General features: G+C 58.2%; 23 protein-coding genes, 1 tRNA gene and 1 pseudogene. 12 read left to right on the top strand and 13 right to left on the bottom strand.

What is annotated here, in order from left to right; genetic code table 11:
• Positions 1–22 precede the first annotated feature (22 nt).
• Together mgtA and AC4OVS_RS19660 are read left to right on the top strand one after the other, a co-directional pair.
• Entirely contained in the window at positions 23–2731 is a 2709-nt protein-coding gene (mgtA, locus tag AC4OVS_RS19665; protein WP_022646877.1) for a magnesium-translocating P-type ATPase, read from the top strand.
• 200 nt (positions 2732–2931) lie between these two features.
• Positions 2932–5316, top strand: coding sequence for a beta-N-acetylhexosaminidase (locus tag AC4OVS_RS19660; protein ID WP_491922656.1), 2385 nt, complete (start codon positions 2932–2934; stop codon positions 5314–5316).
• Positions 5317–5397: 81 nt separating this feature from the next.
• Here AC4OVS_RS19660 and gbpA read toward each other — a convergent pair whose 3' ends face one another.
• The 5 genes from gbpA to AC4OVS_RS19635 form a co-directional block, all read right to left on the bottom strand.
• Positions 5398–6849, bottom strand: a complete 1452-nt coding sequence (gbpA, locus tag AC4OVS_RS19655) for an N-acetylglucosamine-binding protein GbpA (protein ID WP_048966074.1) — start codon at positions 6847–6849, stop codon at positions 5398–5400.
• 136 nt (positions 6850–6985) lie between these two features.
• A complete protein-coding gene (gene ridA / locus AC4OVS_RS19650) occupies positions 6986–7372 on the bottom strand; it encodes a 2-iminobutanoate/2-iminopropanoate deaminase (protein WP_003863373.1) in 387 nt (128 codons plus the stop codon).
• A gap of 73 nt (positions 7373–7445) precedes the next feature.
• Complete coding sequence (pyrI, locus tag AC4OVS_RS19645) at positions 7446–7907, bottom strand: aspartate carbamoyltransferase regulatory subunit (protein ID WP_491922655.1); 462 nt, start codon at positions 7905–7907, stop codon at positions 7446–7448.
• Positions 7908–7919: 12 nt separating this feature from the next.
• Positions 7920–8852 (bottom strand): aspartate carbamoyltransferase, encoded by a 933-nt coding sequence (gene pyrB / locus AC4OVS_RS19640; protein ID WP_003863368.1) that lies wholly within the window; start codon positions 8850–8852, stop codon positions 7920–7922.
• Between the two features lie 34 nt (positions 8853–8886).
• Positions 8887–8991, bottom strand: a complete 105-nt coding sequence (locus AC4OVS_RS19635; RefSeq protein WP_022646880.1) for a pyrBI operon leader peptide — start codon at positions 8989–8991, stop codon at positions 8887–8889.
• Between AC4OVS_RS19635 and AC4OVS_RS19630 the strand changes: the two are divergent.
• Positions 8971–9088 (top strand): annotated as a pseudogene (locus tag AC4OVS_RS19630) (hypothetical protein). The gene AC4OVS_RS19635 and the pseudogene AC4OVS_RS19630 sit on opposite strands and share 21 nt — an antisense overlap.
• Before the next feature lie 3 nt (positions 9089–9091).
• Here AC4OVS_RS19630 and AC4OVS_RS19625 read toward each other — a convergent pair.
• The 5 genes from AC4OVS_RS19625 to arcA form a co-directional block, all read right to left on the bottom strand.
• Complete coding sequence (locus AC4OVS_RS19625) at positions 9092–9571, bottom strand: arginine repressor (protein ID WP_042322591.1); 480 nt, start codon at positions 9569–9571, stop codon at positions 9092–9094.
• A gap of 80 nt (positions 9572–9651) precedes the next feature.
• The gene (locus tag AC4OVS_RS19620) at positions 9652–11055 is read right to left on the bottom strand and encodes a YfcC family protein (RefSeq protein WP_022646882.1); all 1404 of its coding nucleotides are present in this window, start codon (positions 11053–11055) and stop codon (positions 9652–9654) included.
• 46 nt (positions 11056–11101) lie between these two features.
• Positions 11102–12106: an ornithine carbamoyltransferase gene (argF, locus tag AC4OVS_RS19615; RefSeq protein WP_491922654.1), complete on the bottom strand. Its 1005-nt coding sequence runs from the start codon at positions 12104–12106 to the stop codon at positions 11102–11104.
• Positions 12107–12235: 129 nt separating this feature from the next.
• Entirely contained in the window at positions 12236–13147 is a 912-nt protein-coding gene (gene arcC, locus AC4OVS_RS19610) for a carbamate kinase (protein ID WP_022646884.1), read from the bottom strand.
• 10 nt (positions 13148–13157) lie between these two features.
• The gene (gene arcA, locus AC4OVS_RS19605) at positions 13158–14378 is read right to left on the bottom strand and encodes an arginine deiminase (RefSeq protein ID WP_045620964.1); all 1221 of its coding nucleotides are present in this window, start codon (positions 14376–14378) and stop codon (positions 13158–13160) included.
• A 675-nt stretch (positions 14379–15053) separates the two neighbouring features.
• Here arcA and AC4OVS_RS19600 point away from each other — a divergent pair.
• The 5 genes from AC4OVS_RS19600 (at position 15054) to AC4OVS_RS19580 (ending at position 21864) form a co-directional block, all read left to right on the top strand.
• Positions 15054–15506 (top strand): YhcH/YjgK/YiaL family protein, encoded by a 453-nt coding sequence (locus AC4OVS_RS19600; protein WP_491922653.1) that lies wholly within the window; start codon positions 15054–15056, stop codon positions 15504–15506.
• 236 nt (positions 15507–15742) lie between these two features.
• Complete coding sequence (gene yagE, locus AC4OVS_RS19595; RefSeq protein ID WP_491922652.1) at positions 15743–16651, top strand: 2-keto-3-deoxygluconate aldolase; 909 nt, start codon at positions 15743–15745, stop codon at positions 16649–16651.
• 14 nt (positions 16652–16665) lie between these two features.
• Positions 16666–18633, top strand: a complete 1968-nt coding sequence (gene yagF / locus AC4OVS_RS19590) for a xylonate dehydratase YagF (RefSeq protein WP_491922651.1) — start codon at positions 16666–16668, stop codon at positions 18631–18633.
• A gap of 226 nt (positions 18634–18859) precedes the next feature.
• Positions 18860–20242 (top strand): MFS transporter, encoded by a 1383-nt coding sequence (locus tag AC4OVS_RS19585; protein ID WP_023299198.1) that lies wholly within the window; start codon positions 18860–18862, stop codon positions 20240–20242.
• 11 nt (positions 20243–20253) lie between these two features.
• A complete protein-coding gene (locus AC4OVS_RS19580; RefSeq protein WP_491922650.1) occupies positions 20254–21864 on the top strand; it encodes a glycoside hydrolase family 43 protein in 1611 nt (536 codons plus the stop codon).
• On the opposite strand, the gene xynR is transcribed toward AC4OVS_RS19580, so the two are convergent.
• The 3 genes from xynR to argL form a co-directional block, all read right to left on the bottom strand.
• Positions 21849–22610: a DNA-binding transcriptional repressor XynR gene (gene xynR, locus AC4OVS_RS19575; protein ID WP_491922649.1), complete on the bottom strand. Its 762-nt coding sequence runs from the start codon at positions 22608–22610 to the stop codon at positions 21849–21851. The genes AC4OVS_RS19580 and xynR overlap by 16 nt on opposite strands.
• Before the next feature lie 450 nt (positions 22611–23060).
• Positions 23061–24065 (bottom strand): ornithine carbamoyltransferase, encoded by a 1005-nt coding sequence (gene argF / locus AC4OVS_RS19570; protein WP_491922648.1) that lies wholly within the window; start codon positions 24063–24065, stop codon positions 23061–23063.
• The gene (argL, locus tag AC4OVS_RS19565; RefSeq protein WP_491922647.1) at positions 24035–24130 is read right to left on the bottom strand and encodes a putative translational regulatory protein ArgL; all 96 of its coding nucleotides are present in this window, start codon (positions 24128–24130) and stop codon (positions 24035–24037) included. Before argL ends, argF (AC4OVS_RS19570) begins: the two co-directional genes overlap by 31 nt.
• A gap of 99 nt (positions 24131–24229) precedes the next feature.
• Between argL and rraB the strand changes: the two genes are divergently transcribed.
• The 4 genes from rraB (at position 24230) to AC4OVS_RS19545 (ending at position 26404) form a co-directional block, all read left to right on the top strand.
• The gene (gene rraB / locus AC4OVS_RS19560) at positions 24230–24655 is read left to right on the top strand and encodes a ribonuclease E inhibitor RraB (RefSeq protein ID WP_017694625.1); all 426 of its coding nucleotides are present in this window, start codon (positions 24230–24232) and stop codon (positions 24653–24655) included.
• Positions 24656–24701: 46 nt separating this feature from the next.
• The gene (gene miaE, locus AC4OVS_RS19555) at positions 24702–25460 is read left to right on the top strand and encodes a tRNA isopentenyl-2-thiomethyl-A-37 hydroxylase MiaE (protein WP_058677508.1); all 759 of its coding nucleotides are present in this window, start codon (positions 24702–24704) and stop codon (positions 25458–25460) included.
• 30 nt (positions 25461–25490) lie between these two features.
• A complete protein-coding gene (locus tag AC4OVS_RS19550) occupies positions 25491–26213 on the top strand; it encodes a topoisomerase II (protein ID WP_206228028.1) in 723 nt (240 codons plus the stop codon).
• Positions 26214–26319: 106 nt separating this feature from the next.
• Positions 26320–26404, top strand: a tRNA-Leu gene (locus tag AC4OVS_RS19545).
• Positions 26405–26980: the final 576 nt, after the last annotated feature.

Below are 26980 nucleotides of genomic sequence, written 5' to 3'. Positions count from 1 at the left end.
TTGCGGATGCGGGGGAATGACTATGCTGAAAAATATCACCCGGCAGCTGTTCGCGCAGCTGAGCCGCCACCTGCCACATCGCCTGATTGCGCGCGATCCGCTGCCAAATGCCAACACCCTGGCGGGCGCGGAAATCCCCGCTTCCCTGACCGAGCGCTGCCTGAACGTGGCGGCGATGGATGAAAACGAAGTCTGGCGCGCCTTTGGCGGCCACCCGGAAGGGCTGAACGCGCAAGAAGTGTCAAAAATCCGCGAGGAACATGGCGATAACCAGATCCCGGCGCAAAAACCCTCTCCATGGTGGGTCCACCTGTGGCTCTGCTACCGCAATCCGTTCAACCTGCTGCTGACGGTGCTCGGGATTATCTCTTACGCCACTGAAGATCTGTTTGCCGCAGGCGTAATTGCCCTGATGGTGGGGATCTCCACGCTGCTTAACTTTATTCAGGAAGCGCGCTCCACCAAAGCGGCGGATGCGCTGAAAGCGATGGTCAGCAATACTGCCACCGTGTCGCGCGTGATTAACGACCTCGGCGAAAACGCCTGGATTGAACTGCCCATTGACCAGCTGGTGCCGGGCGATCTGGTGAAGCTGGCGGCGGGGGACATGATCCCGGCGGATTTACGCATCATCCAGGCGCGGGATCTGTTCGTCGCGCAGGCGTCACTCACCGGTGAATCCCTGCCCGTAGAGAAGGTGGCGAGGACCCGCGATCCGCAGCAGATGAATCCGCTGGAATGCGACACCCTGTGCTTTATGGGCACCACGGTGGTCAGCGGCACGGCGCAGGCCATTGTCACCGCTACCGGCGGCAACACCTGGTTTGGACAGCTTGCCGGACGCGTCAGCGAGCAGGAGAGCGAGCCGAACGCATTCCAGAAAGGCATTGGCCGCGTCAGCATGCTGCTGATCCGCTTTATGATGGTCATGACGCCGATTGTCCTGCTGATCAACGGCTACACCAAAGGTGACTGGTGGGAAGCGGCGCTGTTCGCCCTCTCCGTGGCTGTCGGCTTAACGCCGGAAATGCTGCCGATGATTGTCACCTCCACGCTGGCGCGCGGGGCGGTCAAACTCTCTAAACAAAAGGTGATCGTCAAACACCTCGATGCCATCCAGAACTTTGGCGCGATGGATATTCTTTGCACCGATAAAACCGGCACCCTGACCCAGGACAAAATCGTGCTGGAGAACCACACCGATATCGCCGGGAAGACCAGCGAACGGGTGCTGTACAGCGCGTGGCTGAACAGTCACTACCAGACAGGGCTGAAAAACCTGCTCGACGTGGCGGTGCTGGAAGGTGTGGATGAAGAGTCTGCCCGCATGCTCTCCGGCCGCTGGCAGAAGGTGGACGAAATTCCGTTCGACTTTGAACGGCGACGCATGTCGGTGGTGGTCAGCGAGCAGCCGGACGTACATCAGCTGATCTGCAAAGGGGCATTGCAGGAGATCCTGAATGTTTCCACGCAGGTGCGTCATAACGGCGAGATCGTGCCGCTGGATGAGACCATGCTGCGCCGCATCAAACGCGTCACTGATAACCTGAACCGTCAGGGGCTGCGCGTGGTGGCGGTAGCAAGCAAGTTCCTGCCCGCGCGGGAAGGGGACTACCAGCGTATCGATGAATCCGATTTGATCCTCGAGGGTTACATCGCATTCCTCGATCCGCCGAAAGAGACCACCGCGCCGGCGCTGAAAGCACTGAAAGCGAGCGGGATCACCGTCAAAATCCTGACCGGCGACAGCGAGCTGGTGGCGGCCAAAGTGTGCCACGAAGTGGGCCTGGACGCGGGCGACGTCGTGGTGGGGAGCGACATTGAGCACCTGTCCGACGATGAGCTGGCCGAGCTTGCCCTGCGCACCACGCTGTTTGCCCGCCTGACGCCGATGCATAAAGAACGCATCGTCACTCTGCTGCGTCGTGAAGGGCACGTGGTGGGCTTTATGGGCGACGGCATCAACGATGCGCCAGCCCTGCGTGCGGCGGATATCGGTATCTCCGTGGACGGCGCGGTGGATATCGCCCGCGAGGCGGCAGATATCATTCTGCTGGAAAAGAGCCTGATGGTGCTGGAGGAGGGCGTCATCGAAGGGCGTCGCACCTTCGCCAATATGCTCAAATACATCAAAATGACCGCCAGCTCCAACTTCGGTAACGTCTTCAGCGTGCTGGTGGCGAGCGCCTTCCTGCCGTTCCTGCCGATGCTGCCGCTGCACCTGCTGATCCAGAACCTGATGTACGATGTCTCTCAGGTCGCCATCCCGTTTGATAACGTGGACGACGAGCAGATCCAGAAGCCGCAGCGCTGGAACCCCGCCGATCTGGGGCGCTTTATGCTGTTCTTTGGGCCGATCAGCTCCATCTTTGACATTCTGACCTTCTGCCTGATGTGGTTTGTGTTCCACGCCAACACCCCGGAACACCAGACGCTGTTCCAGTCCGGCTGGTTCGTGGTGGGGCTGCTGTCCCAGACCCTGATTGTGCATATGATCCGCACCCGCCGCATTCCGTTTATCCAGAGCCGTGCCGCATGGCCGCTGATCGTGATGACGGGCATTGTGATGGCGCTCGGGATCGCGCTGCCGTTCTCGCCGCTTGCAAGTTACCTGCAACTTCAGGCGCTGCCGCTGAGCTACTTCCCGTGGCTGGTGGCGATCCTCGCGGGTTACATGGTGCTGACGCAGATGGTCAAAGGGTTCTATAGCCGTCGGTATGGATGGCAGTAACGGCAAGCCCGGTGGCGCTGCGCTTACCGGGCCTACGATCCGAACGTAGGCCGGGTAAGGCGAAGCCGCCACCCGGCAGCTGGCTTTCCTCCCAAATTCAACAACCTGTGATCTCCGTCGGCGCATTCGCTTGACGACAATTTGAGCGCATGTTAACAGAATGTTTTGCCTTTATTTGGCCCGTCAGATAAGGAACATTCATGTTACGGTACAGCCTCTTAACCGCCGGGCTCATGCTCGGCGCCTCCGCCTTTGCCGCCCCGGCAGGCGACCTTCCCTTAATGCCCTGGCCTGCGAAGGTTGAACGCCCGACCACACAGGGTGCGCTGGTGCTTAACAATCAACTCTCCGTGAGCGTCAGCGGCGACGATCTGGGGGATGCGGTCAACCGCCTGCGCCAGCGCATCGCCCTGCAAATTGGCTGGACGCTACAGCCGCAGGCCGAAAAACCTGACAAGCCAACCATCCGTATTTCCATCGCTAAAAAAGTGAAGCCGCAGCCGCTGCCGGACAGCGATGAGAGCTATAAACTCACGGTGGACGCCAACGGCGTAAATATCTCCGCCAACACCCGCTTCGGCGCGCTGCGCGCCATGGAAACCTTGCTCCAGCTGATGCAGAACGGTGCCGAAAACACCTCGATTCCGTGGGTTACCATTGAAGATTCGCCGCGCTTCCCGTGGCGCGGGCTGCTGCTCGATTCAGCGCGCCATTTCATCCCGTTACCCGATATCAAACGCCAGATCGACGGCATGGCCGCGGCTAAGCTCAACGTCCTGCACTGGCATTTGACGGACGATCAGGGTTGGCGCTTTACCTCGAAGCGTTATCCAAAATTAACCCAGCTTGCCAGCGATGGGCTGTTCTACACCCCGGAGCAGATGCGCGAGATTGTGCGTTACGCTGCCGAGCGCGGCATACGCGTGGTGCCGGAAATTGATATGCCGGGCCACGCCTCGGCGATTGCCGTCGCCTACCCGGAGCTGATGAGCGCGCCGGGGCCGTACGCCATGGAGCGCCACTGGGGCGTGCTTAAGCCAGTGCTGGATCCCACCAAAGAGGCGACCTATACCTTTGCCGACGCGATGGTCAGCGAACTGGCGGCGATCTTCCCGGATCCGTATCTGCATATTGGCGGCGATGAGGTTGACGACAGCCAGTGGAAAGCGAACGCTGCGATCCAGAGATTCATGCGCGACAACAAACTGGCGGACAGCCATGCGTTGCAGGCGTATTTCAACCGCAAGCTGGAGACGATCCTTGAGAAGCACCACCGGCAGATGGTTGGCTGGGATGAGATCTACCATCCCGATCTGCCGAAAAGCATTCTGATCCAGTCCTGGCAGGGACAGGACGCGCTGGGGCAGGTGGCGCAGAACGGCTATAAGGGCATTCTCTCTACCGGTTTCTACCTCGATCAGCCGCAATCCACCGCCTACCACTACCGCAATGAAATTGTGCCGCAGGGGTTGAACGGCGTGGATGTGATAGCAGACACCGACAGCGTCCAGAGCTGGGCTTTCTCGATGCCGCGTCTGAAAGGCAAGCCGGTGGAAGGCAGCTTTACGCTGGTGAAAGGCGATGCTGGCTGGCGCGGATTCATTGATTTTGCCGGGAAATCGCGTCGGGCGGTGGATAACATTCAGTGGCGGGACGACAATCAGGTAACGTTTACCGTTGATACCTGGATGGGTGAAACGCGTCCGGTCGTTTCTGTTGAGAACGATAAGCTCAGCGGCTATTTCCTGGTGGGTAACGCCCGCTACCCGATTAGCGGCACGCGTCTGGACGAGGTGCCGAAAGGCGTTCCGCCGGTGGTGCCGGACCCGGCGAACGAGGCCAATCTGCTCGGCGGTGAAGCCGCGCTGTGGGCGGAAAACGTGATCGCGCCAGTGCTGGATATCCGTCTGTGGCCGCGCGCCTTTGCGGTGGCGGAGCGGCTTTGGTCGGCGAAGGACGTCAACGACATCGACAACATGTATACCCGGCTCCAGGCGATGGACAGCTGGTCCACGGTATCGGTTGGGCTACAGCAGCATACCCAGCAGCAGATACAATTCACGCGCCTCGCTAACAATGCGGATACCTTGCCGCTGCAAATCCTCGCCCAGGCGCTTGAACCGGCGCAGTATTACACCCGTCAGCATCTTAAGTTCCTGGCTGGAAACTATCATCAGTTTGAGCCGCTCAACCGGCTCGCTGACGCGCTAAACGCGGAAAGTGCGACCGTGCGTCAGATGAATAAATGGGCTGACCGTCTGGTGAGCGATGCGGAAGACACGGAGAGCGCCGACGCGCTGCGCCACGTCTTTAACCGCTGGCAGAACAACACCAGCGACGTGCTGGCCTTGAGCGAAAACAGCTATCAGTTGAAGGCCATCAAACCGGTAATTCAGGAGGTGGACAAGCTGGCCTCGATTGGCCTGCGGCTGACGGATCTGGTGGCACGTCAGGGAACGCTGGATGATAAAGAGATCGCGTCGATCCAGAGCGAACTGGATAACGCGGCGACAATCCAGGACGAAGTGGTGATTGCGGCGGTGTACCCGCTGGAAACGCTGCTCAGAGCGACGCGGAATCAGTAGTAAAGAACCCTCTCCCAAAGGGAGAGGGAATATATACACCCTATCCTTTGGGAGAGGGCTGGGGTGAGGGAATCAGAACACTCAGTTCTTCAACACCCACGCCTCTTTCCAGTGCGCGCCAACGCCAGGCTCAAACTGGTTTGCGGTTGGGCTGTACTGCACGCAGTAGCCGCTGTACGGGAAAGGCTTACATTCGTAGGTCTTACCGTCTTTTGGCTGTAGTACCACTGTGCCTGCTTTGTACGAGGCGATATTCTCCGGGAAGGTAAAGTCGTGGTGGCCGGTGCTGTCCGCAGCCGCATCGCTTTCAAGCATCAGGTTCAGCACGTCCTGGGCGAACATCGTGCCGTCTTTATTGGTCGCGTAGTATTTCAGCATATGGTGACCCGCCGTCACGTCAGTCAACGTCATGGTCACGTCCTGATTGACGTTGTTCATGTCCTGCTTCAGGTAACCTTTTTCCGCACCGTGGTGGTTCATCACGTGCGCTTCAAAATTAACGTCACCCTGCGTGTTGACGTGGAAGGTGACGGTCGCGTTGCCATGTTCGATTTTGCTGTATTGCAGATCGGAAACGGCGATGGTCTCGCTCACCTGCGCTTTTTGCTCTTCATAGGAGATGGCAACGGATTTCAGCGTGCTGCCGTCTTTCACGAATACGCTGTTGGCGCCGTGAACCGGGCTGATGTCACCGGCTTCATCTTTAACACCGACGCGGACATCGCTCTGAGCGGTGTTGATCTTCTGCGCCAGATCGTAAGACCACTGGTTAGCGTCGCCTTGTTCAGCAGAGCCGATGGTCATTTCGGTACGCATGGCGGTCACTTCACCGTTGGCGTCGAAGAAGCGTGCGATAACCTTATCGCCCACGTTCAGGTTATTACCGGCAATCTGGCCGCTCAGGGTTTTGCTCCATTCGGAAACGATCGCAGGCGTTTCGTCCGGGGTTACGTTGCCACCATTCCCGAAATCAACGTCAATGGCCTGATAAAAGCTATTTGAGGTGTCCGCAATTTCCCACACGCCGTAAATAACCTGGTACCCCGTACGCGCAGGAACATTGCAAGTCATAGATTTTGTTACGGCTGGTGCCTGACTATTTCCGTTGATCGTACAGAATGGAGTTAATTCAAATTGATCGCGAGTCAGCGGCTTATTTGGATCCCAGTTTTGTTTGGTGATGTAATAGCGCCAGTTAGTGGTTTTATGCGGTGCAGTATGATGCCAGACGAACTCATGCGGGCCTGCTGTTATCGGGTTTTTGGTCCAGGCATTCAGGCTTTGCTTATCCAGCTGAGAATACTGGGAAATACCTGCACTGGCGAGCTGGCCGTCCGGCGGCATAGCGCCGGTCGGGAAACCGGAAGTTTTTTCCACGCTCTGCGGTTCATACTGTACAGCGCCGCAATCAATATTTTGGCCAAGCTTACACATATAGGCGCGGCTGGCTGGAGATTCAATATAGCCGTGAGCAAATGCCGACGATGCAACGGTCACTGTCGCGAGGGCAAGTGCAATTTTTGAAAGTTTCATTACTCATCCATTATTAGAGAATATTATCGGGTGGAGAAGCTTAATAATGGACGGTGCGATTTGTCATTTTATATGGAGAGTAAAAATAGTCGAAATAAAAAGGACAGCTAAGCTGCCCTTTCTTAATTGAATTGAATTAGCGACGTACGGCAATCGCTTCAATTTCAATTTTCACGTCTTTTGGCAGACGCGCCACTTCCACGCAAGAGCGAGCCGGGAAGGTCGCGTTGTGCTCGGTGAAGAACGCTTCGTAAGTGGCGTTAACGGTCGCGAAATCATTCAGATCTTTCACGAACACGGTGGTTTTGACGATATCGCCCACTTTCAGACCGGCAGATTCCACGATCGCCTGCACGTTTTCCAGCGACTGACGCGCCTGCGCCGCTACGTCGGCGGGCACTTCACCGGTTTTTGGGTTCACCGGGATCTGACCAGAAGTGATGATCATGCTGCCCAGATCAACGCCCTGAACGTATGGGCCGATAGCCGCTGGTGCATTTTCCGTCGCGAGTACTTTGCTCATTTTTTCTCCAGAATTACAGCGTTAAGAATGTTCCCGGCCATTATAACAGCCGGGATTTCATTACCAACCTCAATTAGTTGGCCAGCACCACATAATGAGAAAACTCTTTTTCGCAGTATTTGCATTTGAGTGCGATGTCTTTGGCGCGTTTTTTCACTGCGAAACTGGAGGAAACCGGCTCAGCATGACTGATGCAGTTGCTGTTCGGGCAGACCAGCACGCTTTCGATGCGATCCGGCAGGCTTGGGCGGGATTTGCCCACCACGTCGTAATCGTCGATGCGGTTAACCGTGGCGTCCGGCGCGTACAGCGACAGCTGGTTAACCTGCTCGTCGGTCAGGAAGGTGTTCTCGATTTTGATCAGGTCTTTACGGCCCATTTCGCCCGACGGCAGGTTCAGGCCGATGGTGATGCGCTGGTCCGTTTCGGTCAGTTTGAACAGCGTCAGCAGTTTAAAGCCCACCTGCGCAGGGATGTGGTCAATCACGGTGCCACGCTTGATGGCTTCAACCTGGAGTTTGTTATCGTGTGTCATGGTCGTCTCCCCTTACAGAGCTAATTCGCGATTCAGAACCAGTGCCAGTAACGCCTGGCGAGCGAAGATGCCGTTTCCGGCCTGCTGGAAGTACCAGGCGTGCGGCGTTTTGTCCACGTCTGTGGTGATCTCATCGATGCGCGGCAGCGGGTGCAGCACCTTCATATTGTCACGCGCGCCTTCAAGGTCGCTGGCGCGCAGCACGAACTGCGCCTTCACGTTGGCGTACTCGGACGGATCCAGACGCTCTTTCTGCACGCGGGTCATGTAGAGAATATCCACGTTGCCCATCACCTCTTCGATACTGGCGTGCAGGCTCCACGCGATGCCTTTCTCGTCCAGCATGTCGAGAATGTACTGCGGCATCGCCAGCGCGTCCGGCGCGATAAAGAAGAAGCGGTTGCCGTTAAATTTCGCCAGCGCCTGGGTCAGGGAGTGGACGGTGCGGCCATATTTCAGGTCGCCGACCATGGCGATGTTCAGGTTCTCAAGCGTGCCCTGCGTCTCCTGAATGGTGAACAGATCCAGCAGGGTCTGCGTCGGATGCTGGTTAGCACCGTCACCGGCGTTCAGCACCGGAATGCCGCCGGAAAACTCGGTCGCCAGACGCGCCGCGCCCTCCTGCGGGTGGCGCATCACAATCGCGTCAACGTAGGTACTGATAACCGAAATGGTATCCGCCAGGGTTTCGCCTTTTTTGCCCAGCGACGTGTTGCTGCTGTCCGAGAAGCCCACCACGCTCGCGCCCAGACGGTGCATGGAGGTTTCGAAGGAGAGGCGGGTGCGGGTCGAGGCTTCGAAGAAGCAGCTCGCAATCACCTTGTGCTTCAACAGCTCCGGTTGCGGATTGGCCTTCAGTTTTGCCGCGGTTTCCAGAACCAGTTCCAGCTCTTCGCGGCTGAGGTCGTTTATGGAAATGATGTGTTTTTGATAAAGCGGATTCATGTTTATCTCCTGACGCCGGGCAAAAAAAAGCCCCTCAAATGAGGGGCTCTGGGAATAGGTTTAGCAACGGGAAGAAAAACGGCAGGCCAGCGTCTGATTTCAGACGCGGTAAGACGTTATGTCGTACACGCTTGACCATGCTTCCTCCCGGCAAATTGTCGGGCATTATACGCAGCTCGCTTTTGGGATCAAGCGATTTAATGCACGCTTTACTCAATGCAAACGGTTCTTTGTGAATATTAATGCGTTCTGAGTAAATAATTAATTTGCTTATGCACCAGCGCGGTGCGCTTCACTACGCGGGGCGCGACCCAGACAATACTGCTCCCGGCCACTACACCTAAAATTTCCGGTAACTGGTGATAATCCAGAATACGCGCCACCGCGCGGCCATATCCGGCGACGGTATGGATAAGGATAAATTCGCTGTTGTGCTCCACGCTCACCACCATTTCAGAGACCGTACGCGCCGCGTCGGGGGCCGGGCGCAGCTGGGGATTCAGCGAATAAATCTTTAGCCCTTTGGCATTGCGAATTTTTATGACACCAAGCAACTTGAGCAGACGTGAAACGGTGGACTGGCTGATGGTCTCAAAACCATGCTCCTGTAAGTCGCGGCGGATCTCTTCCTGGGAGAGATAGCTCTTTTCCGCGATCAGACGCTGGCAGACCGTTAGCTGTAGTTGCTCTTTGGGAGAGTACTCTTCGTAATCCATCATAGTTCCCATATCAGTTCCCGAAATAACCGGTGGCACCGCACCGATCCGTAGGCCGGATAAGCGCAGCGCCATCCGGCAAATCACAACAAAGCGCCCAGGCTTAACGCCACCATAATCACCACCGTTAAAATCCCCAGCAGCGGCGCGACCCATTTCAGATAACGCACGTAGGGCACGCGGGCGATAGCCAGCCCGCCCATCACGACGGCAGAGGTGGGAGTGATCAGGTTGACGATGCCGGACGCCGACTGGTAAGCCGTAACCACCAGGTCGCGGTTGACGTTAGCGAAATCGGCAAGGGGCGCCATGATCGGCATCGTCAGAACGGCCAGGCCGGACGAAGAAGGCACAAGAAACGACAGCACCACTTCCAGCCAGTACATCACGTTGATGAACGCCACCGTCGACAATCCGGTGACCATTCCCTCGGCGCTGTGCAAAATGGTGTGGGTAATCATGCCCTTATCCATGATCACTACGATACCGCGCGCGATGCCGATTATCAGCGCGACGCCCAGCAAATCTCGCGCGCCGTTGATAAAGGTTGAGGTCAGCTCCTCTTCGCTCATGCGGGCGATCAGCCCGACAATAATGGCACTGGCGAGGAACACCGCCGAAATCTCCGCCATCCACCAGCCCAGCACCGCCACGCCGTAGATCATCACCGCGAAGGCGAGGGCGAAGATCACCAGGATGAGTTTGCGCACCGGGGTAAATTCCAGCGACTGCTCGCCCTTGTTACCGAGAAAGTGGGCGAGATTTTCTTCCTGCTTATCCGCCACGATCGACAGCGACGGATCCTTGCGCACCTTGCGGGCGTAGCGCATTACCCACGCCACGCAGATGATCCAGCCGATCACCAGCAGCGCGATGCGTAGCATGATGCCGTTGGTGAAGGGGATCCCGGCGGCGTTGGCGGCGATCACCGTGGCGAACGGGTTGATGGTGGATCCGAGCGTGCCGATCCCCGCGCCGAGCAGCACGGTAGAGGCCGCAACCACCGGATCGAACCGCGCTGCCAGCATCACCGGCACCAGTAAGGTATAGAAGGGTAGCGACTCTTCGGCCATGCCGTAAATCGTGCCGCCGGCGGCAAACAGCGCCATCAGGATCGGGATCATCCACTCTTCGCGGCCGCGCAGTCGGGTGGTGACGCGCTCGATCCCGGCGTCTATCGCCCCGGTTTTAGTGACGATCCCGAGGAACCCCCCGATGATCAGAATAAACAGCGCCACGTCGATCGCCCCGGCCTGGCCGGACTCCGGATCGTACAGCCCGGCAATCGGCGCCATCAGCACGGAGACGAGCCCCTGCGGGTGCGCTGCCACGTGCGCGTAAGTGCCCGCAACCGGCACTTCTTTGCCGAGCGCCTCGTTCATCGCCATATGGTACTGCCCGGCCGGAACAATCCACGTCAGCACGGCAACCACGGCAATCAGAAAAAAGAGAATGGTATAAGCGGAGGGAAATTTGAACTTGCCCATGATGTTCTCCTGAACCCGGCGCACCCCGCGGCGCGCCGGGCGGTGATTAGTCGCCGAGTGTCGCCACCATGACCGCTTTAATGGTGTGCATGCGGTTCTCTGCTTCGTCGAAGACGATGGAGTTCGGGGATTCAAAGACCTCCTCCGTCACCTCCAGCCCCTTCAGGCCGTACGCCATCTCGATTTCGCGGCCCACTTTGGTATGTTCGTTGTGAAACGCCGGCAGGCAGTGCATGAACTTGACGTTCGGGTTACCGGTGGCCTTCATCACGTCCGCATTAATCTGATACGGCTTCATCAGGCTAACGCGCCCGGCCCACGCCTCCTTCGGCTCGCCCATGGAAACCCACACGTCGGTGTAGAGGAAATCGGTGCCCTGCACGCCTTCTTCCACATCGTCGGTGAGGGTGATGCGCGCGCCGGTCTCTTTGGCGATGGCGCGGCACTGCTCAACCAGCCCGGCCTCCGGCCAGAAGGATTTCGGCGCCACAAGGCGGATATCCATCCCCATTTTGGCCGCGCCGACCATCAGCGAATTACCCATGTTGTTGCGCGCGTCGCCGAGGTAAGCAAAGCTCAGCTCCGGCAGGGTTTTGCCCGGAGAGTGCTCCAGCATGGTCATCAGGTCGGCAAGGATTTGCGTCGGGTGGAACTCGTCGGTCAGGCCGTTCCACACCGGCACTCCCGCATATTCGCCCAGCTCCTCAACGATGGCCTGGCCGTAGCCGCGGTACTCGATGCCGTCATACATGCGGCCCAGCACGCGCGCGGTGTCCTTCATCGACTCTTTGTGGCCAATCTGCGAGCCGCTTGGGCCGAGGTAGGTGACCTGCGCGCCCTGGTCGAACGCGCCCACTTCGAAGGCGCAGCGGGTGCGGGTGGAGGTTTTTTCAAAGATCAGGGCGATGTTTTTCCCGACCAGGGTTTGCTTTTCGCGCCCGGCTTTTTTGGCCGCCTTCAGCTCGATGGCGAGATCGATCAGGTACTGGATCTCCGCCGGGGTGTAGTCCAGCAGTTTCAGGAAGTTGCGGTTTTTCAGGTTGATGGTCATGGGTAAATCCTTTTTAAAATTAATGTCTAAGACCTTACCCCTCATCCCAGCCCTCTCCCCAAAGGGGAGAGGGTGTAATCGTCCCCTCTCCCCTTTGGGGAGAGGGTTAGGGTGAGGGGAAATGGGTGCTCAGTTACGAATCAACGTGCCTTTCTCGCCCGCCAGGATCTCCGCGCCGTCGGCCAGCGCGCCGATCCCGGCAATGCCGTTGCAGGCTTCAACAAACTCGCGGCAGGCGGCCACTTTTGGCCCCATCGATCCGGCGTCGAACTGCATGCCTCTGAGCAGTTCCGGCGTGACCTGCGCCAGCGGGCGCTGGGTCGGCTTGCCCCAGTCGAGGTACACCGCGTCGGCATCGGTGAGGATCAGCAGGGCATCGGCCTCGATCTGCCGCGCCAGCAGAGCGGCGGAGAGGTCTTTGTCGATCACCGCCTCAATGCCGCGATAACCGTTGGCGTTTTCCACCACCGGCACGCCGCCGCCGCCGTTGCAGATGACCAGGTGGTCGCGCTGAATAAGCGCCGTAATGGCGTCGCTCTCCACGATGCGCTTCGGCTGCGGAGAGGGCACCACGCGGCGGAAATAGGCCCCGTCGACCTTGAACACCCAGCCTTTTTCCGCGGCCAGCGCTTTCGCCTGGGCTTCGCTGTAGACCGGGCCGATGTACTTGGTCGGGTTGCTGAACGCCGGGTCGGCGGCGTCCACTTCCACCTGCGTGAGCAGGACGCTCACCTCGCGCTGGGGCAGATTGTTTTTCAGCGCCTGCTGGAGCATGTAGCCGATCATTCCCTGGCTTTCTGCACCAAGAACGTCCAGCGGGTAGGGGGTGACTTTGTCGTAGGCGCTGTTTTGCAGCGCCAGCAGCCCGACCTGCGGGCCGTTGCCGTGCACCAGCACCACGCGCCATTGCTCCGTTAAGCCTGCGATGGTGCGGGCGGCCTGCTCGATGTTTTGGCGCTGGATGTCCGCTTCCAGCGGCTCGCCGCGCTTGAGCAGCGCGTTGCCGCCAAGGGCCACAACCAGAGTGGGTTTTCGTTCCATGATGGCTCCTTTAAATTCCGTCGCGTTCCAGTGGGCAGCTCATGCAGCGCGCGCCGCCGCGACCGCGCCCCAGCTCGTCGCCCGGGATCGGCAGCACGGTGATGCCCGCCTTGTCGTATTTCTCGTTGGTCCAGACGTTGCGCTCGTAGCCGATCACCACGCCCGGACGGATGGTCAGGACGTTGTTGGCGTCGTTCCACTGCTCGCGTTCGGCTTCAAAGGCATCGCCGCCGGTGGTGATCAGGCGCACCTGGTTAATGCCGAGGGCTTTCTCGATGGCGTGCAGCAGGTCGGTTTCCTGGGTACGCAGCAGGCCGCCGCGTCCGTCCGGGGTGAGCGTCCAGCACTGGGCGTCCTTGCGCACCACTTCCGGGTAAACGGAGAAGGTGTCCACGTCGATGTGGGTCATCACGGTGTCGAGGTGCATGCAGGAGCGATGTTTCGGCAGCTCAACGGCGATCACGCGCTCGGCCTGACGATGTTTAAACAAGCTGTTGGCGAGGAACTCCACGCCCTGCGGCGTCGTGCGCTCTGACATGCCGATCAATACCGCCCCGCGGCCAATCACTAATACGTCGCCGCCTTCCAGGGTGGCGTGGTCGTAATTAATATTCTCGTCGCCGAAATACTTAATAAACTCGCCATCGGCAAATGCGGGGTGCCAGCGATATATTGCGCGCAGATTATTGGTTTCGCGCTGGCGGGCGGGTTTCGCCATCGGATTAATGGACACGCCGTTATAAATCCAGCAGGAGGTATCGCGGGTAAATAAGTGGTTCGGCAGCGGTTTCATAATAAAATCATTCGCCGTGTGGGTATCGACCACCATATTTTTAATAGCCGCCGGAATTTCACCGTAGGTTAATCCGCCGCTTAATCGGCGCGCCAGTTCGCGGTGCGGCATATCCGCCAGCCAGCCGCGGACGTCTCCGGCAAAGGCTGGGCCGAGGCGGTAGTCGGAGATTTGTGTTTCAAGAAGCCAGGCTTTTGCTTCGGCAATATCAAGCGTTTGCGTAAGAAGGTCGGTTAATAGCAGGACTTCCACACCCTGCTCGCGCAGCGTGTTTGCGAAGATATCATGCTCCTCTCCCGCCCGCTCAACCGAGAGCACGTCATCAAATAACAGCTCCTGACAATTCGATGGCGTTAAACGTTTAAGACTTAAATTAGGACGGTGTAGCATAACGCTACGCAATTGACCAATTTCAGAACCGACGTAATGCTTTTCCATAATTATTCCTTTAACTTTTTTTCAGAATAAAAAGGGCATGCGCCATGTGATGTGTTTAATTTCATGGCGGCTAAGCTCAATTGATTTCGTGATTCATAGTAGGCGCTTAAATAATGGTTATTGTGACGCTGCTCACGCGAAAACCGATATCGAGCAGTTTATTTTCAATTGCATGATTCGTATCAGATAATGATTAATTTCATATTATTACGGGATGAATAGCTAAGCAGGAACGGGTGGCAATATTTGAGGTTGTTATTGTTTTGTAGAATTACATGCTTTGAAATATTTAGTTATGCTGTTGATTTTAATGAATAAAATTTTTCCTCGAGAATAGCTATGCAATAATGACAGTTAACTATTTTTCACTTAAGAGAAATCGATAAATAATTATGGATTTTTGAAGGAAATAACCGAAGTGATAAAGTGTGATGCAACAACAGGTTTTGTGAGTTACGTTTTAAATTCAGCGAGTTAGATAAGTTGCGTAAAGCTTAGGAAATGAGGTTATGCATAACGACTGCATAAATGCCTTTATGTAATTAACAGTGAATTAACACATTTTCCAATAAACATGCGCTGGCGCAAATCTTGTCTAAAAAGGGCTGGTATGGGAGAGGCGATTCTCGTATAAAAGATTAAAATGAAACAATGTTTTAATTTGAGGGTTGTATCATGATTATTGGCAATATTCATCATCTCCAGTCCTGGCTACCAGAAGAGCTGCGCCAGGCCATTGAGCACGTCAAGGCCCACGTCACCGACGCGACGCCGACCGGCAAGCACGACATCAGCGGCAACAGCCTGTTTTATCTGGTATCGGAGGACATGACCCAGCCGTTCGCTGAGCGTCGCGCTGAATACCATGCACGCTACCTGGATATTCAGATTGTGCTGAAGGGGCAGGAAGGGATGACCTTCAGCACCCTGCCTCACGGCACGCCGGACACCGACTGGCTGGCGGACAAAGACATCGCGTTCCTGCCGGAAGGCGAGCAGGAGAAAACCGTGGTGCTGAGCGAAGGAGATTTCGTGGTGTTTTACCCGGGCGAAGTGCATAAGCCGCTGTGCGCGGTGGGGGCGCCGGCGCAGGTGCGTAAGGTTGTGGTGAAGATGCTGGTAGAGTAACCCCTCACCCCGGCCCTCTCCCAAGGGGAGAGGGTGTAAAAGTTCCCTCTCCCCTTGGGAGAGGGTTAGGGTGAGGGAACCAGACCGCACCCACGCATTATGTGATCCAGCTTAAACTTCCCGCACTCCCTCCTCATCTCCCATTTACCTGTGCTTTTTCTCCGTCATAGTATGATCGTTAAATTAATGAACGCTGTTCTATAATGTAGAACAAAATGATTCAGCAAGGAGATCATATGCCGCAGTCCGCGTTGTTCACGGGTATCATTCCCCCTGTCTCCACCATCTTTACCGCCGATGCCCAGCTTGATAAGCCGGGCACCGTCGCGCTGATCGACGATCTGATCGCGGCAGGCGTCGACGGCCTGTTCTTCCTGGGCAGCGGCGGTGAGTTCTCCCAGCTCAGCGCCGAAGAGCGTAAATCCATTGCCCGGTTTGCGATCGATCATGTCGATCGTCGTGTGCCGGTCCTGATCGGCACCGGCGGCACCAACGCCCGGGAAACCATTGAACTGAGCCAGCACGCCCAGCAGGCGGGCGCGGACGGCATCGTGGTGATCAACCCCTACTACTGGAAAGTGTCGGAAGCGAACCTGATCCGCTACTTCGAGCAGGTGGCGGACAGCGTCACGCTGCCGGTGATGCTCTATAACTTCCCGGCGCTGACCGGGCAGGATCTGACCCCGGCGCTGGTGAAAACCCTCGCCGACTCGCGCAGTAACATCGTCGGCATCAAAGACACCATCGACTCCGTCGCCCACCTGCGCAGCATGATCCACACCGTTAAAGCGGCCCATCCCCACTTCACCGTGCTCTGCGGCTACGACGATCATCTGTTTAATACCCTGCTGCTCGGCGGTGACGGGGCGATCTCGGCCAGCGGTAACTTTGCTCCGCAGGTGTCGGTAAATCTTCTGAAAGCCTGGCGGGATAAAGACGTGGCGAAAGCGGCTGAGTATCATCAGACCCTGCTGCAAATCCCGCAGATGTATCAGCTGGATACGCCGTTTGTGAACGTCATTAAAGAGGCGATCGTGCTCTGCGGTCGTCCAATTTCTACGCACGTCCTGCCACCAGCCTCGCCGCTGGACGAGCCGCGTAAGGCGCAGCTGAAAACCCTGCTACAACAGCTCAAGCTCTGCTGAGCCGGACGATAACGATGACCATTGAGAAAATTTTCACCCCACAGGACGACGCGTTTTATGCGGTGATCACCCACGCGGCGGGGCCGCAGGGCGCGCTGCCGCTGACTCCGCAGATGCTGATGGAATCCCCCAGCGGCAACCTGTTCGGCATGACGCAGAACGCCGGGATGGGCTGGGACGCCAACAAGCTGACCGGCAAAGAGGTGCTGATTATCGGTACTCAGGGCGGCATCCGCGCCGGAGACGGACGCCCGGTTGCGCTGGGCTACCACACCGGACACTGGGAAATCGGCATGCAGATGCAGGCGGCGGCGAAGGAGATCACACGCAACGGGGGGATCCCGTTCGCGGCCTTCGTCAGCGATCCGTGTGACGGGCGCTCGCAGGGCACGCACGGCATGTTCGACTCCCTGCCGTATCGTAACGACGCGGCGATCGTGTTTCGTCGTCTTATCCGCTCTCTTCCGACGCGGCGGGCGGTGATCGGCGTGGCAACCTGCGATAAAGGGCTGCCCGCCACCATGATTGCGCTGGCCGCGATGCACGACCTGCCGACCATTCTGGTGCTAGGCGGAGCGACGCTGCCGCCGACAGTGGGGGAAGATGCGGGCAAGGTGCAGACCATCGGCGCGCGCTTCGCCAACCATGAACTCTCCTTGCAGGAGGCCGCCGAGCTGGGCTGCCGCGCCTGCGCGTCGCCGGGCGGCGGGTGTCAGTTCCTCGGCACGGCGGGCACCTCGCAGGTGGTCGCGGAAGCGCTGGGTCTGGCGTTGCCGCACTCCGCGCTGGCGCCGTCCGGACAGGCGGTGTGGCTGGAGATCGCCCGCCAGTCGGCGCGGGCGGTGAGCGAGCTGGATAACCGCGGCATCACCACGCGCGATATCCTCACCGACAAAGCCATCGAAAACGCGATGGTGATCCACGCGGCGTTCGGCGGCTCCACCAATTTACTGCTGCACATTCCGGCCATCGCCCACGCGGCGGGCTGCACTATTCCGGACGTTGAGCACTGGACACGCGTTAACCGCAGGGTGCCTCGCCTGGTAAGCGTGCTGCCCAACGGCCCGGACTATCATCCGACCGTGCGCGCGTTCCTCGCGGGCGGCGTGCCGGAGGTGATGCTCCACCTGCGCGATCTCGGCCTGCTGCATCTTGATGCCATGACCGTGACCGGCCAGACGGTCGGCGAGAACCTCGACTGGTGGCAGGCGTCCGAGCGCCGGGCGCGCTTCCGCCAGTGCCTGCGCGAGCAGGACGGCGTGGATCCGGATGACGTGATCCTGCCGCCGGAGAAGGCAAAAGCCAAAGGGCTGACCTCGACGGTCTGCTTCCCGACGGGCAACATCGCGCCGGAAGGGTCGGTGATCAAGGCCACGGCGATCGACCCGTCGGTGGTGGGCGAAGATGGCGTGTACCGCCACACCGGCCGGGTGCGGGTGTTTGTCTCGGAAGCGCAGGCGATCAGGGCCATCAAGCGGGAAGAGATTAAGCAGGGTGATATCATGGTGGTGATCGGCGGTGGACCGTCCGGCACCGGCATGGAGGAGACCTACCAGCTCACCTCCGCGCTCAAACACATCTCGTGGGGCAAAACGGTATCGTTAATCACCGATGCGCGCTTCTCGGGCGTGTCGACGGGCGCCTGTTTGGGCCACGTGTCGCCGGAGGCGCTGGCGGGCGGGCCGATAGGCAAGCTGCGCGATAACGACATCATTGAGATTGCGGTCGACCGCCTGACATTAACAGGCAGCGTAAACTTTATCGGTACCGCGGACAACCCGCTGACGCCGGAAGTGGGCGCGCGCGAGCTGGCACGGCGGCAGGTGCATCCGGACCTGCACGCTCACGACTTTTTGCCGGACGATACCCGGCTGTGGGCGGCATTACAGTCCGTGAGCGGCGGCACCTGGAAAGGCTGTATTTATGACACCGATAAAATCATTGAGGTAATTAACGCCGGTAAAAAAGCGCTCGGTATTTAATTATTTTGTGAGAGAAAATCGTCTGCGGAAAATAGTCCGCGGGCGGTTTTTGCGTGTCTGCAATTTACTAATTTAAACAATAAGTTGCGATATATCGTTGACGTCACAAAAGCGAAATAACGTAATACAGAAATAAGATATGAGCATTGCTGGTTAATTGAACAGCTCATTACACTCCATTAACACGATGTTGTAATTCAGCACACTACATAAGGGTGTAATTCTGATGACGCAATTAACCATGAAAGACAAAATTGGCTACGGGCTGGGTGACACCGCCTGCGGCTTCGTCTGGCAGGCCACGATGTTCCTGCTGGCCTATTTCTACACCGACGTGTTTGGCCTCTCCGCGGGCATTATGGGGACGCTGTTTTTAGTCTCCCGCGTGCTCGACGCCGTGACCGACCCGCTGATGGGGCTGCTGGTAGACCGCACCCGCACGCGGCATGGCCAGTTTCGCCCGTTCCTGCTGTGGGGCGCCATCCCGTTCGGCATCGTCTGCATGCTGACCTTCTACACGCCGGACTTCTCCGCGCAGGGCAAAATCATCTACGCCTGCGTGACCTATATTCTGCTGACTCTGGTCTACACCTTCGTTAACGTGCCGTACTGCGCCATGCCGGGCGTCATTACTGCCGACCCGAAAGAGCGTCACGCCCTGCAGTCCTGGCGTTTCTTCCTCGCCGCCGCGGGGTCGCTCGCAATCAGTGGCATCGCGCTGCCGCTGGTCAGCATCATTGGCAAAGGCAACGAGCAGGTGGGTTATTTCGGCGCCATGTGCGTGCTGGGGCTGAGCGGCGTGGTGCTGCTCTACGTCTGCTTCTTTACCACCAAAGAGCGCTACACCTTTGAGGTGCAGCCGGGTTCGTCGGTGGCGAAAGACCTTAAGCTGCTGCTGGGCAACAGCCAGTGGCGCATCATGTGTGCCTTCAAGATGATGGCGACCTGCTCCAACGTGGTGCGCGGCGGGGCGACGCTCTACTTCGTGAAATACGTGATGGATCACCCGGAGATGGCGACCCAGTTTTTACTCTACGGCAGCCTCGCCACCATGTTCGGCTCGCTCTGCTCCTCCCGCCTGCTGGGCCGCTTCGACCGCGTTACCGCCTTCAAGTGGATCATCGTCGCTTACTCGCTGATTAGCCTGCTGATTTTCGTCACCCCGGCGGAGCACATCGCGCTGATTTTTGCCCTCAACATTCTGTTCCTGTTCGTCTTTAACACCACCACGCCGCTGCAGTGGCTGATGGCCTCTGACGTGGTGGATTACGAGGAGAGCCGTAGCGGTCGCCGTCTCGACGGGCTGGTGTTCTCCACCTACCTGTTCAGCCTGAAGATTGGCCTGGCAATTGGCGGGGCGGTGGTGGGCTGGATCCTGGCGTACGTCAACTACTCCGCCAGCAGCAGCGTGCAGCCGGTCGAGGTGCTGACCACCATCAAAATTCTGTTCTGCGTGGTGCCGGTGGTGCTCTACGCGGGCATGTTCATCATGCTTTCGTTCTACAAGCTCACCGACGCCCGCGTGGAGGCCATCAGCCAGCAGCTGATCAAGCACCGCGCGTCGCAGGGCGAGGCCGTTCCCGACGCTGCGACAGCCGCATCCCATTAACCGGAGGCAACATGGAAATTACTAACCCGATACTCACCGGCTTCAACCCGGACCCGTCCCTGTGCCGTCAGGGCGAGGACTACTACATCGCCACCTCGACCTTCGAGTGGTTCCCGGGCGTGCGCATCTACCACTCCCGCGATCTGAAAAACTGGTCGCTGGTCAGCACCCCGCTGGACCGCGTGTCGATGCTGGACATGAAGGGCAACCCGGACTCCGGCGGCATCTGGGCACCGTGCCTGAGCTACGCCGACGGGAGGTTCTGGCTGCTCTACACCGACGTGAAGATTGTCGACTCGCCGTGGAAAAACGGCCGCAATTTTCTCGTCACCGCGCCGTCCATCGAGGGGCCGTGGAGCGAGCCGATCCCGATGGGCAACGGCGGGTTCGATCCCTCCCTGTTCCACGACGACGATGGCCGCAAATACTACCTCTACCGCCCGTGGGGGCCGCGCCACCACAGCAACCCGCACAACACCATCGTGATGCAGGAGTTTGATTCGCAGACTGGCACGCTCTCGCCCGAGCGCAAAACGCTGTTTACCGGCACGCCGCTCTGCTACACCGAAGGCGCGCACCTGTACCGCCACGCGGGATGGTACTACCTGATGGTTGCCGAGGGCGGCACCAGCTACGAGCACGCCGTCGTGGTGCTGCGCGCAAAAACCATCGACGGGCCGTACGAGCTGCACCCGGACGTGACGATGATGACCAGCTGGCACCTGCCGGAGAACCCGCTGCAAAAGAGCGGCCACGGCTCGCTGCTGCAAACCCACACCGGGGAGTGGTACATGGCCTACCTTACCAGCCGCCCGCTGCGCCTGCCCGGCGTGCCGCTGCTGGCCTCCGGCGGGCGCGGATACTGCCCGCTGGGGCGCGAGACCGGCATCGCCCGCATTGAATGGCGCGACGGCTGGCCTTACGTGGAAGGCGGCAGGCACGCGCAGCTGACCGTGAAAGGCCCGCAGATGGCGCAGCAGCCTGCAGCCGTTCCGGGCATCTGGCGGGACGATTTCGACGCCAGTTCGCTTGACCCGGAACTGCAGACCCTGCGCATTCCGTTCGACGATACCCTCGGCTCGCTTACCACCCGCCCGGGCTACTTACGGCTCTACGGCAACGACTCGCTCAACTCGACATTCACCCAGTCGACCGTGGCGCGCCGCTGGCAGCATTTCACCTTCCGGGCCGAGACGCGGATGCAGTTCTCGCCGGTCCACTTCCAGCAGAGCGCGGGGCTGACCTGCTACTACAACAGCAAAAACTGGAGCTACTGCTTTGTGGATTACGAGGAGGGGCAGGGCAGAACGATTAAGGTGATCCAGCTTGACCACAACGTGCCGTCATGGCCGCTGCACGAGCAGCCGATTCCGGTGCCGGAACAGGCCGAGAGCGTCTGGCTGCGGGTGGACGTGGATAAACTGGTCTACCGCTACAGCTACTCGTTCGACGACGAGACGTGGCACACCGTTCCGGTGACGTATGAGGCGTGGAAGCTGTCGGACGACTATATCGGCGGGCGCGGCTTCTTTACCGGTGCGTTTGTGGGACTGCACTGCGAGGACATCAGCGGCGACGGCTGCCACGCGGACTTCGACTACTTCACCTACGAGCCGGCATAGCCCAGTGCGCGTGAGAGCTCGAGCCCGGCCTGCTGAAGCTCCTCGCGGAAATTAGCCAGCTCGGCGTCGTCCACGCGCGAGGTCAGGGTCGACAGGCTCAGGGCGGCAATCACGCGGGATTCGTGGTTCCACACCGGCACCGCCACGCAGCGCACGCCCTGCTCGTTCTCTTCGCTGTCCAGGGCATAGCCTTGTTCGCGGGTCTGCGCCAGAGCGGCCATTAATGCTTCGCGAGAGGCGAGGGTAGCGGGCGTAAAGGTGGTGTACTGATAGCCCTCCAGCAGGGCGTTCAGCTCGGCCTCGCCCAGCCAGGCAATCAACACTTTGCCGATGGCGGTGGCGTGAACCGGCAGGCGGCGGCCGATGCGCGAATAGGCTATGGCGGCCAGCTTGCCTTCAATCTTCTCGATATAGACCCCTTCACGACCGTCCAGGATCCCCAGATGGGTGGTCTGCCCGGTCCGCTGGGACAGCTCCGTCAGCCAGCCTTTCGCCTTCTGGCGAATATCGATGGAGCCCACGACGAAATGACCGCGCTCAACCAGCTTCATGCCGAGGCGATATTTGCCGTTCTCCGGGTTCTGATCGATATAGCCGTGAAGCTGGAGGGTTTTCAGCAGCGAGTGGAGGGTACTCTTGCTCAGCCCCATCAGTTTGCTGATGTCGGTGATCTTAAGCTCGGTGGCCTGCTCGTTGAACAGGTCGAGGATCTGCAACGCACGTTCAACAGACTGAATAATCGGCATAATGCTGGCATGTCCACGCTGGAATGAAGGCGAAAACGTACCTTTTTCGGGGTGAAAAATCAATGAAATGGCGCCGGTTTGCTCCCTCTCCCCGTGGGAGAGGGCCGGGGTGAGGGCATAAGGCCGCATCGTTGCCTGATTCGCCCGGCGGCGCTACGCTTGCACGGGCCTACGGGTTGTGTTTTCTCCCTCTCCCTGTGGGAGAGGGACGGGGTGAGGGCATCAGGCCGCATCGTCGCCTGATTCGCCCGGCGGCGCTGCGCTTGCACGGGCCTACGGGCTGGGTGTTCTCCCTCTCCCCGTGGGAGAGGGCCGGGGTGAGGGCACCAGGCCGCATCGTCGCCTGATTCGCCCGGCGGCGCTGCGCTTGCACGGGCCTACGGGCTGGGTGTTCTCCCTCTCCCCGTGGGAGAGGGCCGGGGTGAGGGCACCAGACCGCAGAGGAGTCAATCACTTCCCAAGCGTCGCCACCATCACCGCCTTAATCGTATGCATCCGGTTTTCCGCCTGGTCGAAGACGATACTCGCCGCCGACTCAAACACCTCGTCCGTCACCTCCATCCCGTCGTGCAGGTCGAACTCCTTCGCCATCTGCTTGCCGAGCGTAGTCTGGTCGTCATGGAACGCCGGCAGACAGTGCAGGAACTTCACGTTCGGGTTGCCGGTCAGCGCCATCATCTGCGCGTTCACCTGATACCCGCGCAACAGCGCGATCCGCTCCGCCCACTTCTCCTTGGCTTCGCCCATCGACACCCACACGTCGGTATAGATAAAGTCCGCGCCCTTCACGCCCGCCGCCACGTCTTCCGTCAGGGTGATTTTCCCGCCGTGCTTTTCCGCCAGCGCGCTGCACTCTGCCACCAGGCTCTCTTCCGGCCAGCAGGCCTTCGGGGCCACCAGGCGCAGATCCAGCCCCGTCAGCGCCGCCGCTTCCAGCATCGAGTTGCCCATGTTGTTGCGCGCGTCGCCCGCGTAGACCAGCGTCATCTCGTTAAACGCCTTGCCCGGCAGGTGCTCCTGCATGGTCAGCAGATCCGCCAGCAGCTGCGTCGGGTGGAACTCGTTGGTCAGCCCGTTCCACACCGGCACGCCCGCATACTGCGCCAGCGTTTCGACGACTTCCTGGCCGTGACCGCGATACTGAATGCCATCGTACATCCGCCCGAGCACGCGTGCGGTATCCTTAATTGACTCTTTATGCCCAATCTGGCTGCCGCTCGGCCCTAACCAGGTAACGCGCGCGCCCTGATCAAATGCGGCAACTTCGAAAGAGCAACGTGTACGGGTTGAGTCTTTTTCGAAGATGAGTGCGATGTTTTTTCCAGTAAGCTTTTGTAATTCCTTGCCATTTTTTTTATCGGCTTTGAGCTGTGCGGCAAGAGTCAGCAGAGAAGTGAACTGTGCAGGGGTAAAGTCGAGCAATTTCAGAAAGTGTTTCTTGTACAGATCAGACATTTTATCCTCGCATGGCGAACGCCATTTATTGAATTAAAATTCACTTTATATGTGTAATTATTCATTTGCAACTCCGTTTCACAAATCTTTCCAACAAAGGTGGAGGCAAACCCGTCCGTGTGTGAAAATAGAAGTATCTGCCGCACTTTAAAGAGGATTGACCCATGGCAAACCCGGAATTACTGGAAGAGCAACGCGAAGAGACGCGTCTGATTATTGAAGAACTGCTGGAAGACGGTAGCGATCCGGACGCGCTGTACACCATCGAACACCATTTCTCTGCGGACGACTTTGAAGCGCTGGAAAAAATGGCCGTGGAAGCCTTCAAGCTGGGTTACGAAGTGACCGAGCCGGAAGAGCTGGAAGTGGAAGAGGGCGACACCGTCATCTGCTGCGATATCCTGAGCGAAGGCGCGCTGAAGGCGGAGCTGATCGACGCGCAGGTCGAACAGCTGATGAACCTGGCCGAGAAGTTTGAAGTGGAATACGACGGCTGGGGAACCTACTTCGAAGATCCGAACGGTGAAGACGGCGAAGAAGGCGACGACGAAGATTACGTCGACGAAGACGACGACGGCGTGCGTCACTAAGCGTTTCAGGCGGTGGCGCGCGCCACCGCTTTTTCAAGGCAGAACCATGGATTACCCGCAGATACTCGCCCCCGTACTCAACTTCCTTCAGTGCCCGACCCCGCAAGCATGGATTGATAAAGCCCGCGACCCGGCGAACCTACCGTTGCTGCTCACCGACCATATGGTGTGCGAGCTCAAGGCCGCCCAGACTGCGCTATTACTCGTGCGTAAATACGTCGCCGACGAAAGCGGTGCCGATGCGCTGCTCGACTGGCTCAAACCCTACGAACTGTTCACCTTCCGCGACGGCCCGGAGCCGGACTTCATCGCCCTGCACAGGCAGATTGGCAAAAGCGTGATGCCCAAAACCGACGACCCGTGGGGCCAGGCGCTCATCGACAGCATGGTGCTGCTAATTAAAGAGGAGCTGCACCACTTCTGGCAGGTGCGCGAGGCGATGCTGGCTCGCGACATTCCGTACGTCAAAATCACCGCCAGCCGCTACGCCAAAGGGATGCTAAAGGAAGTGCGCACCCACGAACCGCTGACGCTGATCGACAAGCTCATCTGCGGCGCCTACATCGAAGCCCGCTCCTGCGAACGCTTCGCCGCGCTGGCCCCGTTCCTCGACGACGACCTGCAGAAGTTCTATCTCTCGCTGCTGCGCTCGGAAGCGCGCCATTATCAGGACTACCTGACGCTGGCTCAGCAGGTGAGCGACGACGATATCTCACCGCGCATACAGCTTTTTGGCGAAATTGAAGCCACACTTATCTCGACACCGGACCACGAGTTTCGCTTCCACAGCGGCGTGCCGGTGTAAACCGGCATAACTCAAGGATAAGGATGCGAGATGAATAAAAAGTGGACCCGTATTGTGATTATCGTCATTGCGGCTGCCGCCGTGGCGTTCTGGGTGTTTTTCGACAGGCAGCGCGCCCCGGAACGGCAGATGGATAACGCCCTCAACGCGATGCCCGCCTGGCAGGTGATTAAGGAGCAGGAGCCCGCGCTGCATCAGCGCATCCTCGACCAGATGGCCGCCCTGCAAAAAGCGGGCGAGCCGGAGCAGCAGATTATCGACACCATCCAGCCGCAGATCCTGCATCTGCAGATGACGCGCCTGCAAAACGCCCCGGACGCCAACGTGGTGAACTACATGACCATCAACATGGAGCAGACCGCCGCCATCCAGAAGGTGAGCGACGACGCCTGCTTCCGCTTCCTCTACCCGATGGTGAAGGGCGGCATCAACCCGATGCGCATGCTGGATAAAGACCTGATGGCGCGGCGCATGCAGGCCGATGCCGACATGATGCGTGCGGCCTACGGTAAAAATCGCCACACCGTGACGCAGGCCGAGCGTGAGGCGGCCGTCGAGGATGTGCGACCGATTATGAAGGAACTTGCCGATAAGTACGGCGAGGACATCCAGCTGCTGCAGATGCCTGAGAAGGCGGTGGGCAAAGAGAAGCTCTCCTGCGATATGGTGCAGGACATGTGGGCGAAGGTGCTGGCGCTGCCGGAGCAGAAGGCGGCGGGGGTGATTCGGCTGGCGGTGTCTGAGCTGGAGTGACGAAGGGCGCTGGTTTTTTGGGCACTTAGCGCGGGTTTAGCGCGTCGTCGCTTGCATGGCGGCGCGCGACAGGTATAATCCACAACGTTTCCGCATCCCCTTCAGTGCCGAAGTGGCGAAATCGGTAGACGCAGTTGATTCAAAATCAACCGTAGAAATACGTGCCGGTTCGAGTCCGGCCTTCGGCACCATAAGATGCAAATCAAAGTCGCTTAAGGGCGGCTTTTTTTGTGTCCATTTCCGTCCGTAATTGTCCATATCCGACTGTAGTAAAAACATAATTTACCTCTCGAAAGTAAACATTCTTAATTTATGGTCTTTCCGTTTTATTCATTTTTTATCTATCCACACCTTGGCCACCTGGCACGGAATACAGATACTTTGACTGTAACGGTCTCTACATTCAGATGAACCCTGGCGGGTCGTTCCTTGTTTTATTGTAGTTTGCGTGTAGTGCTTGTTGATTATGAAAACCTGTGTGAGAAGTTTTTACTAAAACAACTAATATGATCAGCTTTTGTTGCTTCAAAAATAAAGCCATTTCTGTTGAGTCGTATTGTTATCTGGAATGGATATCTGAGAAATCTATTACGCTAAGAAGGCTGCTATGGTTTAAATGATAAATATTATTTATTATATTTTCTGTAGGTATTTGCTGGCTGAATTTAAAGTATTTTTTTGAACTGAAATTCTGCCTTTATTAGTTGTCAGCAACGAATTATTATAAATTCTGTGTATTCAGCGGTTGATTTTTAATCTGTCGGGGC

Source organism: Enterobacter sp. 4974935 (assembly GCF_058661735.1).
This window is presented reverse-complemented; position numbering and strand designations above follow the sequence as displayed.